Raw genomic sequence first — 17636 nt, forward strand, 5'->3', positions numbered from 1 at the left:
CGTACCACATTCCCTTCTATTTAGCCGCTTCACCCAGGTACTTGCTGACAATCTCGTCGTACTTTCCGTTTCCCTGCAATTTCTTCAATCCATCATTAATCTTCTTCTGCAACTCGGCATCACCTTTGGCAACAGCAATACCATAGAAGTCACCGTTCAATCGATCTCCAACGATTTGGAGCTTGGCGTTCGGGTCGATGGCGATCTTATAGGAGATGACCGGGAAATCCTCCAGCGTAGCATCTGCGTTTTTGTTCGCGACTTCCTGATACATCGATGGGCTGTCATCAAAATATTTCACGGTTGCCCCATAGGTTTTTGCATATTCATCTGCAAGATTGGCACCTGAGGTTCCTTTTTTAATTGCAATCGTTTTTCCTTTTAAATCTTGAGGACTTTGGATGTCCGCGTTATCTTCATGTACAATCAAGGACAGACCGGCCTGATAATACGGGTCCGAGAAGTCCACAACTTTTTTACGTTCGTCTGTAATGCTAATGCCTGCAATGGCTCCGTCCAGCTGATTCGCTGTAATGGCAGGAATGATGCCTTTGAAGTCCATCGGTTTGATCTCTACTTCAAAGCCCTCTTCTTCCGCAATCGCGTTCATGAGGTCAATATCGATCCCTACATATTTGCCGTCCTTCTGGAACTCAAAAGGGGGATACGTTGCATCGGTACCAAATGTGTATTTCTCAACAGCTGAACCACTTGCCGACTGGGCACTATTCTCTTCACCCGATTTCGCTGCACCGCAGGCACTAAGTGTTAGAGCAAGAACGGACGCCATTACAATGGATGCTACCTTTTTCATAGAAAAACCCCTTTTCCGAATTAGATTGGGATCGACCGAATCGACCATTTGTATTTATGTACGTATTGTAGTTCGCTCCCTACGTAAACTTACATGATCCTACACAAAATAATTACAACTGATGAAAATTAAATTAACATATAATGATTTTCGATCGATAAAAGGGCATGAAATGCTAATAAAACATCCGTTTCGATTAATTTATGTAAGGTTATATGACAAATAATAGTGTGGAAACACAAAAAACCGAACACCCATGAACTGTTGCTTCCGGGAATTCGGCTTTTGGTTAAGAGATACAATATCTCAGTTATTCAGTTATTCATCTTTTCGATCGTCTCCATATAGAACACATGCAGAAACTTTTTGATATTAACCTTGCCTTTGTCGCCTGCCTGATCTTCTTCCATCGCTCTCATCTTCATTCGAACATCCTGGAAGTCGAAGTAGAGGGGAGCATAATGTTCAAACTTGTGGTTGCTATAGTCGTTGAGTCCAATCGAGGCCATGTTTGTTAACGCGGCAATTACCGTTCTACGGATGCGTTGTTCCATCGCCTTGCTCTCTTTCTCCACGTCCTTGGGCGTAGACTTGTACGTCTGAGCTACCGCTTCATACGACTCCTTCAGCGGTGGCCACTCCCCGCCACGCTTCTGGTCAATCGCATACTCCATAAGAGCCACAATATCCTTGCTTCCACTTTCTCCGATGATCCCCAGATCCATCAGAATGCTTCGTGCTGCATCTCGCACCGTACGACCTAGGGCAGCTGGCGCTTCCACCAGATTCAATCGAGCCATCGACTGCTTGATCTCCAGGACGTAGCGTTCATACTTCCACTGTTCATTCACTTTGCTGAGCACATGCTCCACTTCCACCCGATTAATTGGTTTATGAATGAAAAATTCAATTCCGTTCTGGTAGGCCGCTCCTACCATCTCCTTGTTCTCCACTTGAGAGATCATAATGAATTTCCCGGTATAACCGTTGTGCCTCAGCTTGGCCACCGTCTCAATTCCGTCCTGATCCGGCATCAGCAGATCAATCAGCACCACATCAGGACGCAGATCCATGATCATCCGCGCTCCTTCTATGCCGCCATCAGCCATGCCCGCAAGCTCGCCGATTCCACAGGATTCAATGATATCATGCAGCATACTCCGGCTCACCACATCATCATCCACGATCATGATAGAAAGTGTCATCGACATCGGCCCCCTTGATTAGATTCATTTTTGGAATAGCTATAGCGAATATTGTCCCTGTCTCTCCTGGAGGCGCCGACTCTACCTTAATTTGTCCCGCCAATGACTGAACGATATCACGTACATGGGACAGTCCTATGCCCGTCGCGGCAATGCCGACTTCATTAAACTTCGTTGTATAGCCCGGTTCGAAGATAACATCCCGTTTGGCTTCAGGTACACCTTTTCCAGTATCCATCACGACCAAATGCACGTCATCTTCCTGCTCATACACACGAATTCGGATCGTCCCGTCATGCTCAATCGCCTCTACCGCATTGGCAATCAGGTTATTCATTACCGTTAGAAGAGGGATGTAATACGGAGACTCACAATCATACTGTTGCTCGATGTCAATCTCGACCTGCTTATGCAGCATTTCACTATATTTTCGGTTTGCTTTGCTCGCAAAGTTCAGCACTTCGGACAAGCTCATGTTGACCGCTTTTTCGTTATCATACAGCTTCAGCAGACCCGCCAGAATGCGTTGTGAATCCTTCTTCACTTCATGAATCTGCTGAGCGATGCCCAGCGTGCGCTGACTGTATTGATTCATGTCCTGCTCCCGGAGATCTCGATATAGATCATAGCTGTCTGCCGTAATACCTTCGATTGTATTCATTGCTTTCTTCAAGTAAAAAACCTCGCCATACAGACCTGAGTTCACACTCAACATCTGCTCCATCCGCTTCTCCTGCTCTGCATGCAAAAGCCGCATCTGCCTCACGGCAAAGCTGTTGTAGAGCCCAATCACAAAGTAACTTCGCAGACCGCCTACCACAAGCAGATACAACCATTCCTTCATATAAAAGATATTGGTCCCGCTTAACATTCCGCGAAGCAGCAGCTCAACAAGATTAGAGGAAAAATCGATACATGTAATTAACCCGCCGAGCAGAAGGGGTTGCAACTCATGGAATCGATGCTTGAATTTGCTAAGCCCATAGGCAAAGAACACATAATACACGCCTGCCCCCAGGTTGTCCCGCATGCTTTCCAGAATGGACACGGTCTGTACATGATTGATGAGATCTGCCGACTGAAACAGAAAACTTGCGATGCCTGTCAGAATTCCTGTCTTCACATAAGACAAGTGTGGCATGATCATCAGCAGAAATAAAAGGATGCTAACCCCCAGCCCGATTCGGAAGTAATCTTCCCGGAACGGATTTATCTTGAATTGCGCCCCTACCGCAGTGGCAAAGGCAATGGCCGTCATCTGCACATTCTCATTTTTGACCCAATTGCGCATCGATCTCTTCACCCACTCTAACAACGTTTAGCGCTCAATGCCGGAACCCGCGCTTCTAATGTTAAATATACTAACATATGAAAGAAGCATTAGAAATAATTAAAATTAGGGAATGAACATCCAGGCAACACAAAAAGGCCGGAAGTCTTCACTTCTGCGGCCTTTTCCCTATACCTCGTCCGGAATATCAAATGATACCATCGTGCCCTCACCCGGCTCACTTACAATTGATAATCCCTGACCATACCGTTGCAACAATCTGCGGTTAGTATTCACAATGCCTATTCCACCTTTTCCACCTGGCGTAGCATGTAGCAGCTCTGCAACCTTCTCCGGTTCCATGCCTTTGCCATTATCCTTCACCTCAATACGGGTATAACCCTCATGGCGAGTGATGGACAGGCATACGGTCCCACCCACATTACGGCTTAATAACCCGTGTCTTACGGCATTTTCGATCAAGGGTTGAATCGATAACGGTGGGAGAAGTAACGGAAGATCCGGCTCTACGTTTAATACCACCGACAATCGATCTTCGAATCTTGTTTTTTCAATGAAAAGATAGGCTTCCACGAGTTCCAGCTCGTGTGATAATTTCACCAGTTCCCCTGTATTGAGATAGTTGAAGCTGATCCGTAAATAGGATGAAAAAGCTTCACCAAGCTTCCGCATATGTTCTGTATCAATATCACTTAAAACCATAAGTGAATTCAGCGTATTGAACAGAAAATGGGGCTGAATCTGAGCCTGTAAATAGGCGGCCTCCATGCGCAGGCTCTCTTGGATAGACTGATTTAACATGGTTAATGCCCGAATTCGGTATTTCAGTTCCACCGCATCTACAGGCTTCGTGACATAATCATTTGCCCCCGATGCAAACCCCGTGTAGATATCTGGCGGCTGACTTCGTGCCGTCAACAATAACACCGGAAGCTCTGACATGGAGAATTGTTCCCGCACCTTCTGGGTTAATTCATATCCGGACATATTGGGCATCATCACATCCGTAATGAGCAGATCCCACTGACGTGTGCCGAGCAATTCCATCGCTTCCTGTCCCGAACCTGCTGTAGTTATATCATATGGTTCCGTCGAAAGAATGCTGACCAACACATCCAGATTCACCGGATCATCATCCACAGCCAGAATGGTAGCTCTCCCCTCTTTTAACAACGGAGCCATCTCTGCTGTCGCCAGGGCTTCCGCGTCCCCCATGCCTGGACGAGGTAACAGGAATCCGCCAGGTGCATCTTCCATCATCTCCGCGGCCTGTTCCCAGATCAGGGGAATCTGTGAATGAGCCTGATGGGTGGTTTCATTCGCGAGCGGCAGATCGAAACTGAACACCGAGCCCTTTCCGAGTTCCGAGCGAACCGTAAGTGTCCCGCCGTGCAGTTCTACGAGCTCTTTGCAGATGTTCAGTCCAAGCCCGATGCCTTGTCCATCACTTATTCCATACGTCCCTTGTTCATAAGGAAGGAAAATACGCATCCGTGTGTCCTCATCCATGCCTATGCCTGTATCGGTCACATGAATCAGAGCATGTCCTTCATGAATGTCGGCACTCACAGATATTGTCCCTTCCTCTGTGTGTTTAAGTGCATTATGGAGCAGATTGTACAAAATCTGAACGAGCCTTTCTTCATCAGCCATGACCAATGGGAATGATTCCGGTATCTCCATATGAAGTCGGACCGGTTTGCGCTCTGCCATGAATTGCAGCATGGCGATAATGCCAGGCACAACCGACTGTATGGAAAGAGGTCCCTGTCGTAACACAATGCGGTGCTCCTTCAGCCGGACTACATCCAGTAGATCACCAAGGAGATGCGACATCCGTCGACCGATCGTAATCAGCAACTCCATATCCTCCAGGCTCCGTTCATCCAACCGGTTTTTCTCTCGGGTGATCACGTTGTGAGCGATATTAATGATCCCGTGCAGCGGGGTCCGCAGTTCATGTGATGTATTTGCCAAGAACTGATCTTTAATTTTGTCGCCCTTCTGCAGTTCTGTATTCAGCTTCATATTCTCTTTGGCATTCCTGAAGTATTTCTTGAACCAATAGGCGGAGAAGCCGGTAATGGCAAAGATGATGTCAATAGGGTAATAGACTGTTGTCACATCTTTAGCTGTCTCGGCTACACTCCATAACAGGTTGGATGTAATGCCTCCTGCAGTAAGCAGCAGAAAAACAATATCCCGGTCCGCCTGTTTCCTGAAGATCATCGTTCCGACGATATATAGAAACCAGATCATGGATACAAGAAAGAATACGTTAATGACGTTGTAATGGATCATGGCATATGTAACATGAATGGGCACCGCCACAATCACGGCCGTATAGATCAAGGTCATGACAACATGCCACTGTAGCCATGCCCTTCGTACATGAACCATCGTTAATCTCTGGAATAACAGAAGGATACAAGCATTTTGCAGCAACAATGAGATCAATCGAATTTTAATGCCCCAGGTATAATTAATTGGAAGCCATAACATCAATATATTGTCATGACCCATCGTAACCGTGATACCAACAGATAAAGTTAATGCAGCTCCAACCAGCAAGGAACGTTCCTGTCGATTAAATGCGTAAAGAATACAGGCATACATGCCGTGGAGGAGCATAACCAGAAAGGTGAGCATCTGAAAACCAATGGAGTACCAACGCGAGAAATCAACAGCTGCCTGTGAACCAAAGCGAACAGGTTTGCTAATTCCGCCCATATACGGGCTGTCGTAATTGGCTACACGGACCACTAATTCAATGGAGGTCGTTCCTTCCTGATCGTAGGTCGCTGTATATGAAGTACTTCTGGGTATATATGTACTGCTATCCGCGGAGACCTCACCCATCCCCCCGTCGGCGACTCCATTCATCTCAATCTCGGATGAACTTCGAATTCCCTTGAACCAGAAGGTAACAGGAGTCTGAAGCGGATCTGTCAAAATGCGCAATCGATACGTTCCGTATCCGAACGAATCCTCCTGTTCCTGACTCTGTTCACTCCTCCAGTCCCCAGGAACCTGAACAGTCTTCGCGCCGCCACCCCTCTTCGCAATATCTCGCTGGGTCAGCAACTCATCCGAGTAAAGTTCCCATTCCCCATTCAAGTACATGACTGGAGATTGTTCCAGATCCACGCCCCTTAAATCCAGCACCCCGTTAACGGCGCGATGCTCATCTACTGTGTGGAATAGCTCAGACCATACCGAGCGCATGCCAATTAACACTCCAAAAATGATTATTATAATGAACAAATATTTGTAACGATCCATACGTTTCGTTTGAATTAATTTCATTAATTATTTTTTCATGACTTTGGTTAAACCGAGCTTCCAGTCCTGATACCATTCGGTAATGTCCTCACTGATCGGTATCTCCAAATCTTGCTCCATTCTGGTGGTTAAGAGACGATACTGCTCCTCCACACCGAGATCGTTGTGCATTTCATCATATAACTTCATTAGCATAAAATAACTTTCTTCTTCATCCGGAAGCATATGCTGGATACGTTGTGTACTCTCAATCACTTTCTCCGCAAGCCCATGCTGCTGGTAATACAGACTTAGTTGTCTCATATGATACAGCCACAGATAGCGTAGTCTTTCCCGCTCAGGTTCAGCCCACATGTATTCATAATTGCCAAGGTAGGTACCTTTATATAGATGAAGCGCTTGCTCATAGGCATGAACGGTACTTGCGTCTACGACTTTCCATTGCCTGATTTCCCGTTCCCACTGCTCACTATCCAACTGAGCCTCACCCAATTCGAGTCGATAGCCTGCCTCCAAGTGTCCACTCTGGATCGTGATCATATCCATATTGCAAGTTTTCAGGGTTTGGCGGACATGATAAATCGCAGTGTAGAGTTGGTGTGCCGTCTTCTCCTCTTCCATTCCCGGCCACAGAAGCTCCAGCAGAACACTGCGATGAATGACCTGGTTCCGGTGGTGAAGCAAGTATGCAAACAGCTCCTGCGCCTTGCTTGTACGCCATTTGGCAACCTGGATATCCTTTTCTGGAAGCTTAAACTGAATCTGATTAAAACAGCAAATTATAGGTACGTTTGTATCCTTCGACCGCTGCTCACGTTTAACGCTCAGTTTCTCTCTTACGCGGCTCATCGTCTGCTTCAATCGATCTTTTTGGATGGGCTTCATCACATAGTCCAAAGCCTGTAATTCGAAAGCATGCACTGCATACTGATCGTAACTGGTCACAAATATAATTTCGGTGCCCGGTGTTACTGCCTGAATCTGTCTTCCCAGATCCATACCATCCATCTCCGGCATATGAATATCCAGAAATACAACATCAGGACGGTGCTCCACAATACCTGCCACAGCCTCTGTTGGATTCATATATGTAGCGATAATATCGATACCACTTACTTCCTTCTCTAGTGATTTTTGAAGGCCTATCAAAGCTAGACGTTCGTCGTCAACCAATATCACTTTCACAGGAGCTTCCTCCTTAACCCCAATGTCTTAAAGTACATTTCTATAATTATAACATGGAAGTTACGGTCCTTTCGTTTCGATCTCGCAGGGTCACCTCTCTCCTCAACGTGTATTAACTCACCATGCAAGCCAGAAGGAATTCATTTCAAGACAACGTTAAAGAAGCTGTCCCCGGTATACCTACCGAGAACAGCATATGGCCTGCATGTATTTAATATGCCCTGTACTTATATTACTCCCCGGATCTCATCCAATGCATATACCTTTTCCCGCTGCATCCATTGTTCAAGTCCTTCCACCAACTCAGCTCCTGCACGCAAATGAACAAAATTATACGTCCCTACCTGGACGGCCGATGCTCCAACCATAATAAATTCCACAATATCCTCCACTGAACAAATACCTCCCATGCCAATCACCGGAATCGATACTGCCTGTGCCACCTGATGCACCATGCGCAGAGCGATCGGCTTGATGGCTGGGCCGGAAAGACCGGCATACGTATTCGCAAAAACGCTGCGACGGCGACGAATATCAATTTTCATCGCCGAAAAGGTATTAACCAACGAGACGCCATCCGCGCCTTCCTCCTCACACATGTAAGCCATCTGCGTAATATTCTCTGCATTGGGAGACAGCTTGACGACGAGCGGAAGTGTTGTCACATTCCGCACCTGCCTCACGACCTCTCGAGCAGTCTCCGTCTGAATGCCGAATTGCAGTCCGCCCTGCTTCACATTGGGACAGGAGATATTCAACTCGATCATATCCACGCCCCGGCAATGCATGGTGCGCCGCTTCTGTGCATTTTCCGTAATTAAAGCGATTGCCTGAACGTATTCATCCAGATTGGAGCCGCCTACATTAGCAATAACCGCCGTATCCCACTTGGTCATCTCATCCAGTTCCTCCTGCAAAAAGGCGGCAACCCCCGGATTCTCAAGCCCTACACTATTGAGCATCCCGGATGCTGTCTCATCGATCCGTGAGCCTGTATTTCCAGCCCTCGGATGCAGAGTGAGCCCTTTGCCAGCGATGCCGCCCAATATCGCAGGATCATAATATTCCGCATATTCACGTCCGAATCCAAACGTGCCTGAAGCCATGATGATCGGATTTTTCATAGACACACCAGCAATATTACACGCCATGGAGAGCATCAAATTGCACCTCCTCCACCGGGAATACAGGACCTTCCTTACACACTCTGCGATTGCCTGCGTGGGTACGCATTGTGCAGCCCAGACAGGCGCCAATGCCACAGGCCATATGCCGCTCTGTGGAAATATATAAACGAGCAGACGTGCACGCCGTTTTGAGCGCAAGAGCCTGCAGCATTGGAGTCGGACCGCAGGCAAATATAGTCGTGTAACCTGCCGGATCAACCTGCTCCACAATACTTCCGCCTACCTTGACCTGCACAGATGAAGCCACGACCTCAAATGCCTCAACTCCGAAGGCTTGCTGGGCAAATCCCAGATACACATGTGATTCCTGGTAATGCTTGGCTGCCAGAAGCAATGGAGCTGTTCCCATTCCACCGCCAATGAGTGCTAGACTTCCTTCAATCTGCGGAAAACCATTGCCAAAAGGCCCCTCCAGTTGAAGCTCCTGACCGGGCAGTAGCAGGGATAACTGACGTGTGCCTTCCCCAACAACACGATACAAAAAGGTGATTCCACCGTCTCCGATATCATAGATGCTAATCGGTCTGGGCAACAGGGGGTAATTCCTCCCGCTACGCAGCATGTAGAACTGCCCCATACGACCTTTGTAATTACCCTCTATCTTCATCACATATATGCCAGAAACCAATTCTTCATTCGATATGATCATAGCCACATACCCCCTCCTCTAACCACTCACTATAACGTAAAAGAAATCATTTTTTCGTGATTACTTTCACATAGTTTAAGTAAAGTTCCAGACAATTCACACGGGTATCCAGTAGGTCATTTTCATTTTGCAAAATTTAATTGTATACTATGTTCATGAGATAAAATACTCAATCCGGTTTATAAGAGAGGATGACCCGACATGTCGGACGCAAATCATTTATTTGCACAAGCCTTGGTAAAATCACTGGTTGGGGAACGCGGACATATTCGTATTGCTCGTGCTCTACCCGATATCGATGTCACACTTGCTGCTCGTACGCACGAGGCCATGCCATATACGATCTATCAGTTGGTGAAGCATATGCATTATTGGCAGCAATTCATGATCGAACACTTGGAAGGACGCAAGCCACAGCTCCCTGCCAACGTGAGTGAGAGCTGGCCTGAGGAGAAGGGTCCACAGGACGAAGCCACGTGGAAGGCAGATATTCAGGCATTCCTGGATGGGATTGATCAAGCCGTAGCCATTGCGGAAACGGCACAATTGGATGATCCACTGCCGTATTTCCCGGGTGAAACCAAGGCAGGACTGCTGCGCAATATCGCTTCCCACAACTCGTATCATCTGGGCGAGATTGTTCTACTTCGCCGCTTCTACGGCGCATGGCCGCCTCCAGGCGGCGGATATCCGGCGTAAACCATATTTACAACAGATCTATTGAACGAATATACAGACTCATCTCAAGTAACTTCCATTGAAGTGCTGATTATAACGCTCATATCCTGCTCCAGGCTCATATATTACTTTAAAGTACGTATATGACTTAGAGGTGCGTACTTCTCATCCTTCTTTTTCTGAACCACAATATGTACAGAAGAAGAGAGGAGCATGTCCATTGAAAACCGAACAATCCGTTATCCGTTACACCGCACTTGTCATTGGTGCTGGAGGCGTCATTGGAAGAAACCTTATTGATTATCTGAAGACACTTCCCGAGTGGAATGTCATTGGTGTATCTCGCCGCGGAGGGGAAGATACCCCTGGGTTACGTTATATATCAGCTGATTTACTGAACGAGGCAGACACACAAGACAAACTAAGTCATTTAACGACCGTTACGCATATTTTCTACGCCGCGTATCAGGATCGCCCGACCTGGGCCGAGTTGGTACAGCCCAACCTGGCCATGCTCGTCAATGTGGTGAATACCATCGAACCGATCGCTCCAAATCTCCAACATATCAGTTTGATGCAAGGATACAAAGTGTACGGCGCACATCTGGGTCCTTTCAAAACACCTGCCAAAGAAACGGACGCATATCATATGCCCCCAGAATTCAATGTCGATCAGCAACAGTTTCTCGAGGATCGGCGACCCGGAAGCAGTTGGACCTGGTCAGCTCTGCGCCCTTCTGTTGTATGTGGATTTGCCCTGGGTAATCCAATGAACCTTGCCATGGTTATTGGCGTATATGCATCTATTTCCAAGGAACTTGGCTTGCCCCTTCGATTCCCTGGGAAACCAGGAGCTTATCATTCGCTTCTTGAAATGACGGATGCGACTTTGCTGGCTCATGCAACCGTATGGGCGGCAACCGAACCTCGCTGTGCCAATCAGGCATTTAATATCACCAATGGTGACCTGTTTCGCTGGAATGAGCTATGGCCCAAAATCGCTGCGTTTTTTGAATTGGAAACCGCACCTCCACTGCCCCTTTCACTTGCAACAGTGATGGCAGATAAAGAAAATCTTTGGAATTCCATGATTGAAAAGTATGGATTGGTAAACACCCCTTATGATGATGTCTCTTCCTGGGCATTTGGAGACTTTGTCTTCTCGTGGGATTACGATTTCTTCGCAGATGGTTCCAAAGCTCGCCGCTTCGGATTTCATGATTTCATTGACACTGAGGCTATGTTTATGGATATTTTCAGAAATCTACGTGATCGCAAGATCCTTCCGTAATGTAAAGTCAATAAAATGCAGAATAAGCCGATTCCTGAATTCCAGAATCGGCTTATATAAGTCCCTCAACCGTCCGTAGTGGTTGGCGGCTTGAACAGAATTTTTCCTCGATCACCATAAACATTGTCCACATGTATATCGCCCCACCTGCACATCAGATGAAGAATCTCTTTAAGCGTCCACCCATACGCTGTTAACTCATACTCCACTTTGGGCGGCACCTGGTGATGGGAAATTCGGACAATGACCCCCGCCTCCGTTAGTTCACCAAGTTGCTGAGTTAACACTTTCTGGGTGATCGCAGGGATCAATTTCATCAGCTCACCATTACGTTTCTTGCCAAAGGTAAGATGGAATAGAATAACAGGCTTCCACTTTCCCCCGATCACTTCAAGAAAGGCTTCAACGGCGGTGTTATATACCTTGAGCGGTTCCTCCATATCACCTTCGGTCTCCCTTCCACTCTGTTGCTCAATCTTCCCGATTCATCTTCTCAAAAATATGAACCAATTGCGCTCGATCCTCTTCGTTTAATTTCTGGAATAATTTCTTGCGCAGCTTCTGGCCCTCCAAGATTGCTCTTCCGAGGACTTCGGCTCCTTGATCCGTAATGTTCAAATAAATAATGCGACGGTCCGTTTCATCTACCATTCTGACGACTAATTCCTTGGCTACCATCTTGTCAGATAGATAACTGAGTGTAGGCGGAGTGAATCCTAACATTTTTGCAATATCCGAAGGTCGGCTTTTTCCATTCTGATGAAGATGGCTGAGTACAAGCACATGAGAGACACCGAGGTCCTCATTGAATGATTTATTCCATTGTACGATCAATTTATTGGTGAAATTATCCATGTTGTGTATAAGCTCAAAAATGTTCTGTTCTTCCATTAGATCCTCCTCGAAAAAATAAAACAACAGCCCTCATTTAACTTAAGGGCTGTCATCATTTTACACGCTATTGGGCTGAGTAGCCACCATCGATCACCAGTTCAGATCCGGTAATGTACGAAGAATCATCCGACGCCAGGAACAACGCGGCTTTGGCAATATCGATAGCCTGACCCAGACGCTGCAAAGGCGTTGCCTGAATTAATCGTTCAAGCAGTTCCTTCGATGTGTTCAAAGATTGGGTCATTGGTGTTTCGATGATCCCAGGAAAAAGAGCATTCACCCGAATACCTTGACGTCCGAAGGTGGTCGCAGCGGCTTTGGATAATGCACGTACCGCGCCTTTGGATGCCGAGTAATGGTTAAAGCCTTGTCCAATCATAGCAGTGTATGATGAGATATTAACGATGGAGCCTTTCTTCTGGGCTGCCATATAAGGAGTGACATGTTTCATGCCAGCGAATGGGCCGTAACCGTTAATGGAGAGCATTTTCTCCCAATCCTGTGCATTGATTTCCTCAAATGGCTTCTCTGAAGAAATGCCTGCATTGTTAACCAGAATGTCAATTTTCCCAAATCGTTCATTCACGACTTTCGCCAGTGCCTGCCAATCTTCATCCGAAGATACATTCAACTTCATTCCGTACACATTCTCTTTTTGGCTTACTCTCTCCAGTGCTTCCTCATTAATATCTGCTGCAATGACGATGGCGCCTTCCTGCGCAAAAAGATCTACCATGCCCTCTCCGATTCCCGAGGCACCGCCAGTAATAATGGCTACTTTATTATCTAATGTTCCCATGTGGATCACTCCTAACATATTGTCATTCATGCTTACCATGATGCTTAAGCTCCTTTCGCGAAGAAACCAAGCTATTTAGCCTTATAATATTTAGACATCTAACTATTGCATGTCTAAATATTATCAGAGTAACTTCCTTTATGCAACGAGCATACCCGTATATCCTTATTTTGGATTTATATAACAGATCTCATTCATCTATTTTCATTCTTTGACATATGCATAGCTCGGCAACATGGCCGTGTATACCACTAACCCGACAGCAAAAAGACTGCTCCCTTCGCTAGGGTGCAGCCTTTTCAATTTCAACGATTTGTATAAAGAGGAACTCCAGCTCTTCCTTACAGTACACCTTGAAGGTTTGCAGGGTGATTTTCTTCATTCACCAGACCTTGAATAAAGGTCTCAAAATTGGGCGCAAGCCAAGTGATCTTGTAGTTTTCATTTTTGTCCACATGAACAACCTCGGGCTCACCTGCATTGCCGGATTCACGATAATCCAGCATTACCACCTCCGATTCGGAAGGGCACTCACATACAACAACACCGATTTCGGGATACCCTCCCTGCTCGATGATGTACCGGCTACCCGATTGACCACCTAACGAATGTGCTTTCTCACGTCCAATACCCAGTATTCCCTTGATCTCAACGTGGACCTTCTTGGCAGCCTCTGCTTGGCTAACAGGATAATACCGATAGTGGGGAACACCACCATTATGTAATTTCATCATGTTTATATAGGATGCTGGCAGCTTGAACACCAACTGCTCCTCCATTGACTCGATCTGTCCATCGGTAGGTGGGGCCAACACATATTGATCCACAGCTTCAGCACTGTCATTCCAAAAACCTGTTGGTTCCAGATGGCTAACACGAACAGGTCCGGTTGAGACTTCAGAGACAGATTTGTCGGTACTCACCGATCCATCTACGGATTCTTCTAAGAGTTCCTTTGAGGGTTCCCCCTCCACTTTACTTCGAATCCACTCCAGAAACTCCAGCGTATCTTCATCCTCAGGCTCCAATTCATCCGCTCTTTCGAACGCTTGCTGTGCATGCGCATACTGCTCCAGATAGTAATAAGCCAGTCCAATCCGATAATGCCAGAGTGGGTCACCTGTACCCTCTTCAGCAACCGTCAGGAATTGCTCAACCGCTTCGTCGTACCGTTCCAGGTTATTCAACGCTCGTCCCAGATGGTTAACCAGCTCATAATCCCTTTCTTCCACAGGAATCGCTTGAATTGAATCTACAATTTCCTGAAATTCATCTTCTTCATGCCACTCCTGCAATTGAACCAACAGATCGTCTCTCATTTCTTCTTCCTCCCCGTTCATTCACTCATGATTACGTATTGAAAATTATACCACTATCCGGATCACCTTCTCCACCAAAGCAAGCTAAAAAAGGTAACCTGAACCCGGTTAAGAAAACCAGGCAGGCTACCTCCTATATTCCACTTCATTACATTGAATTCTTAACTCAATTCAGCAACTCCACACAATCGTAAACCCAACCTGCACTTAACCAGTTCCCCAGATCACTGGAACCACTGATCGGTGTAATGGTGATAGTATTGGAACCATTCACGAAGTAAGATGCTGGGACATTCCAGCTAAACGTTGTGTTGTTACCACGATAGGTACCAATCGTGAAGCTACGAGAATTGGGCTGTGAAGAAGCGGCAGGGTTGGTTAATGCATTCCCATTAACCGTTACGCTAGGTCTGCCATTATTATAGGCTGCGGTAATCCCGATGTTGAGCATATGGGAAGATGCAGCTTGAGATGCATTCAAGTTAAACGTTATTGTGGTTGGTGAATTCTGACCACGGAATTGGATGGCCGGGAATCGATTGGTCGCGCTGCCCGTAGCATAGGTGACAGGCCCCCAGCTTGGATTACGACTATCGGACGGGTGACGGATCGGAATGGTCTGTCCATTCAAGAACTCCCGTGGTGTACCATCCCAGTTACCGATTCGCCAGATGCTGGAGGCTTGACTCGGATCATTGTTGATCGTACGTGTATTCAACGTCGTCGTTTGGCCTGCCGTAACATTAACCGTTTCTGTATATACCGCCAGTTCTCCCTTATAGGCTGTCATGGTGTATGTCCCTGGAATCATGCTATATTTGGCGGCTGCCCCACTTGAAGAGGTACCCACCCAATACTGAGCATTGCTATTGGCGAACCCAATCGTGTACGCGTACCCCGTATCCATCCCTGAGAGACCATTAAGCACCACGTTCCCCCGACTGGATGCCCAGCCCTGCAGATTCAGACCAGACATCCAACTGAAATCAGGTACACTTGGCGTACCCCCTGTGGTGAAGATCAGAGCGTATGGCCCGTGCAGACCCAGGCGCCAATTTTCCGTCTGTGCATGTCCCGAGTTCATATAATTATAAACTTCCGTCTCTGTTCCACTTTGGAACTGGATGTCACGGAAGAATGGGCCGCCAGAGCTTTTTTCCCGATTGCCGTAGGCCATAAATACACCGACGCCATTCCCCGTCACTCCACGAACGGATAAGTCTTTGGCCTGATCATTACCATAATATTTGGAGGCCGACTGTCCATTGGCAAACCCGAACACATCCTGACTTTCAATCGCTCCAGTGTTACCCCTGTTGTTGGAATTCGCCGGAACACCTGTCAACACACTACCATTACCGCGGAAAATGTACCGTAACTCTCCAATCGAAGGTTGAGCCGTGATATGCGTTGCCATGTATATGATGTTCTCGCCACCACGCGAAGCATAATAGTGAGTTAGCGTGCTTGTAGATACCGTGATTAACACGGTCGATCCAGAAGGAGAGGTGTTCCAAGTCACATTGGCGGATGAACCCAAACCTGACCCGATGTGCGATCCCCTATTGCTGTTCAGTTCCGTACCGTTCATTTTGGCTGATATGATATCCCCGTTGGTTTTGTTCACCACGTAGACTAATCCTGAACCGGTATTTACTTCAATTCGGGAGCCATTATCGGTAACAAATATCGTTGCTGCGTGTCCCGTAGATGCAGGGAATACAGCAACTGTTGCGATCATAACGACAATCAAAAAGATACCAAGCGCCTTTCTCACTGTACGTTGGGTCATGAGTAAATCCCTCCTTGTATTTTAATAAAGCGCTTACATTATGATGTATAACAACTGACACTTCCGTCTCACATCGATATATCTGCTATGCGGGCATGTCCATCATCCATGAAATAATGTTATGTCTCGGTGCATGTAGAGTAGAGTCGCCTCTTTATGTAACCTGATCTCGCCACCCCCTTCTTAAATCCCTCTTCTACATACAAGAATTCTTACAATTCCAATAAAATAATACCATTATATTACATATATTCGCAATGGAAATGAATCGTATTTCCGCTAGCAATTTCTGAATACAAAACACGCAGCTTCAAAAGCTGCGCTTTAGATATTGTACAAGAAATGCTATTATCTCTTCCGAATAGGTATCCATATCTCACTTCTGTATTGCTCAACAGTAACATCCTTGTGCTCATTCCATAGTATTTCTGGCCCCTCACTCAGCTCATAATCCGATGAAGGAAACCACTCTGCGTAGATCCTGCCCCAGACCTCCTGAAGCGTGTCAGGAAAAGGACCCACGACCGTAAATACGGCCCACGTCGAAGCAGGAACCTCAAGCTGTGTCAGACCTTCAGGCGTTTCTTTGGTCGTAGCTGCGCCAATGTAATGATCCAGTTCTCCCTGTTCCGCCATACGCCCCTCACTGAAATGGGCCGAAGCACTAATTAAGCCCAAAGGCTGGACGTTCGATGCTCCCTTAAATGTATCAATTAAATCCGGTGTGAGACTCTGGTACATCGCAGCGATCTCCGGATTCACCCCATTGAATACGATCGGCACCCTTTTACTAATACCCACGATTCGAAAAGCCTCTTTGTCTTCAATACGGTAGTTCATTTCGTTTCCTCCTTGAATGGTCAGTTGAAATGTCATCCGCGGGAAGGCTTTAAGAGATGGACCATGGTTCCGCGCTTCGGAGGGCGTAGTGCCATGCAAGCTTTGAAATGCTCTAGCGAACGAATCTGGCGATGTATACCCGTATTTCAGCGCAATATCAATGATTTTGCAGTCACTCTGACTTAACTCCATAGCCGCAAGCGTCAAGCGGCGACGCCGAATATATTCCGAGAGCGTTACACCACTGAGAAAAGAGAACATACGTGTAAAATGATACTCCGAGCAGCAGGCAATTCGGGAAATCTCTTTCATATCCACGACGTCCATCAGATGCTCCTCCAGGTAATTCAAGGCTTCATTTAACCTTCTCAGCATATCCATATCATGCCTCCCACGTTAATTTAAGCTTA

15 protein-coding genes are annotated in these 17636 nt (G+C 46.7%); 2 read left to right on the plus strand and 13 right to left on the minus strand.

Annotated features, from left to right (window positions below; genetic code table 11):
* Positions 1 to 16: 16 nt before the first annotated feature.
* The 7 genes from ABTV53_RS28410 to ABTV53_RS28440 all read right to left on the minus strand — a co-directional run bounded on the left by ABTV53_RS28410 (position 17) and on the right by ABTV53_RS28440 (position 9619).
* Positions 17 to 814 carry a transporter substrate-binding domain-containing protein gene (locus ABTV53_RS28410; protein ID WP_433749033.1) on the minus strand — a complete coding sequence of 266 codons (798 nt, stop codon included), beginning with the start codon at positions 812 to 814 and terminating at the stop codon, positions 17 to 19.
* A 314-nt stretch (positions 815 to 1128) separates the two neighbouring features.
* Complete coding sequence (locus ABTV53_RS28415; protein ID WP_433749036.1) at positions 1129 to 2019, minus strand: response regulator; 891 nt, start codon at positions 2017 to 2019, stop codon at positions 1129 to 1131.
* A complete protein-coding gene (locus tag ABTV53_RS28420; RefSeq protein WP_433749038.1) occupies positions 1991 to 3310 on the minus strand; it encodes an ATP-binding protein in 1320 nt (439 codons plus the stop codon). Before ABTV53_RS28420 ends, ABTV53_RS28415 begins: the two co-directional genes overlap by 29 nt.
* A 168-nt stretch (positions 3311 to 3478) precedes the next feature.
* Positions 3479 to 6535 (minus strand): hybrid sensor histidine kinase/response regulator, encoded by a 3057-nt coding sequence (locus ABTV53_RS28425; protein ID WP_433749041.1) that lies wholly within the window; start codon positions 6533 to 6535, stop codon positions 3479 to 3481.
* A gap of 84 nt (positions 6536 to 6619) precedes the next feature.
* Positions 6620 to 7777, minus strand: coding sequence for a response regulator (locus ABTV53_RS28430; protein ID WP_433749044.1), 1158 nt, complete (start codon positions 7775 to 7777; stop codon positions 6620 to 6622).
* A gap of 227 nt (positions 7778 to 8004) precedes the next feature.
* Positions 8005 to 8937: a dihydroorotate dehydrogenase gene (locus ABTV53_RS28435; RefSeq protein WP_433749047.1), complete on the minus strand. Its 933-nt coding sequence runs from the start codon at positions 8935 to 8937 to the stop codon at positions 8005 to 8007.
* A complete protein-coding gene (locus tag ABTV53_RS28440) occupies positions 8918 to 9619 on the minus strand; it encodes a dihydroorotate dehydrogenase electron transfer subunit (protein WP_433749050.1) in 702 nt (233 codons plus the stop codon). Before ABTV53_RS28440 ends, ABTV53_RS28435 begins: the two co-directional genes overlap by 20 nt.
* 195 nt (positions 9620 to 9814) lie before the next feature.
* On the opposite strand from ABTV53_RS28440, the gene ABTV53_RS28445 reads away from it, so the two are divergent.
* Positions 9815 to 10312 carry a DinB family protein gene (locus ABTV53_RS28445; protein WP_433749053.1) on the plus strand — a complete coding sequence of 166 codons (498 nt, stop codon included), beginning with the start codon at positions 9815 to 9817 and terminating at the stop codon, positions 10310 to 10312.
* Positions 10313 to 10511: 199 nt separating this feature from the next.
* A complete protein-coding gene (locus ABTV53_RS28450) occupies positions 10512 to 11582 on the plus strand; it encodes an SDR family oxidoreductase (RefSeq protein WP_433749056.1) in 1071 nt (356 codons plus the stop codon).
* Between the two features lie 65 nt (positions 11583 to 11647).
* On the opposite strand, the gene ABTV53_RS28455 is transcribed toward ABTV53_RS28450, so the two are convergent.
* The 6 genes from ABTV53_RS28455 to ABTV53_RS28480 form a co-directional block, all read right to left on the minus strand.
* Positions 11648 to 12022 carry a winged helix-turn-helix transcriptional regulator gene (locus tag ABTV53_RS28455; protein ID WP_433749059.1) on the minus strand — a complete coding sequence of 125 codons (375 nt, stop codon included), beginning with the start codon at positions 12020 to 12022 and terminating at the stop codon, positions 11648 to 11650.
* Between the two features lie 31 nt (positions 12023 to 12053).
* A complete protein-coding gene (locus ABTV53_RS28460) occupies positions 12054 to 12473 on the minus strand; it encodes a MarR family winged helix-turn-helix transcriptional regulator (protein WP_433749062.1) in 420 nt (139 codons plus the stop codon).
* Positions 12474 to 12540: 67 nt separating this feature from the next.
* A complete protein-coding gene (locus tag ABTV53_RS28465) occupies positions 12541 to 13275 on the minus strand; it encodes an SDR family NAD(P)-dependent oxidoreductase (RefSeq protein WP_433749065.1) in 735 nt (244 codons plus the stop codon).
* 341 nt (positions 13276 to 13616) lie between these two features.
* A complete protein-coding gene (locus tag ABTV53_RS28470) occupies positions 13617 to 14594 on the minus strand; it encodes an SMI1/KNR4 family protein (RefSeq protein WP_433749068.1) in 978 nt (325 codons plus the stop codon).
* 166 nt (positions 14595 to 14760) lie between these two features.
* Positions 14761 to 16386, minus strand: coding sequence for a rhamnogalacturonan lyase B N-terminal domain-containing protein (locus tag ABTV53_RS28475; RefSeq protein WP_433749071.1), 1626 nt, complete (start codon positions 16384 to 16386; stop codon positions 14761 to 14763).
* A gap of 348 nt (positions 16387 to 16734) precedes the next feature.
* On the minus strand, positions 16735 to 17607 hold the full coding sequence (locus tag ABTV53_RS28480) for an AraC family transcriptional regulator (RefSeq protein WP_433749074.1): 873 nt from the start codon (positions 17605 to 17607) through the stop codon (positions 16735 to 16737).
* Positions 17608 to 17636: the final 29 nt, after the last annotated feature.

The sequence above is a fragment of the Paenibacillus amylolyticus genome (assembly GCF_050990605.1).
GTDB classification, from domain to species: Bacteria; Bacillota; Bacilli; order Paenibacillales; family Paenibacillaceae; genus Paenibacillus; species Paenibacillus amylolyticus_H.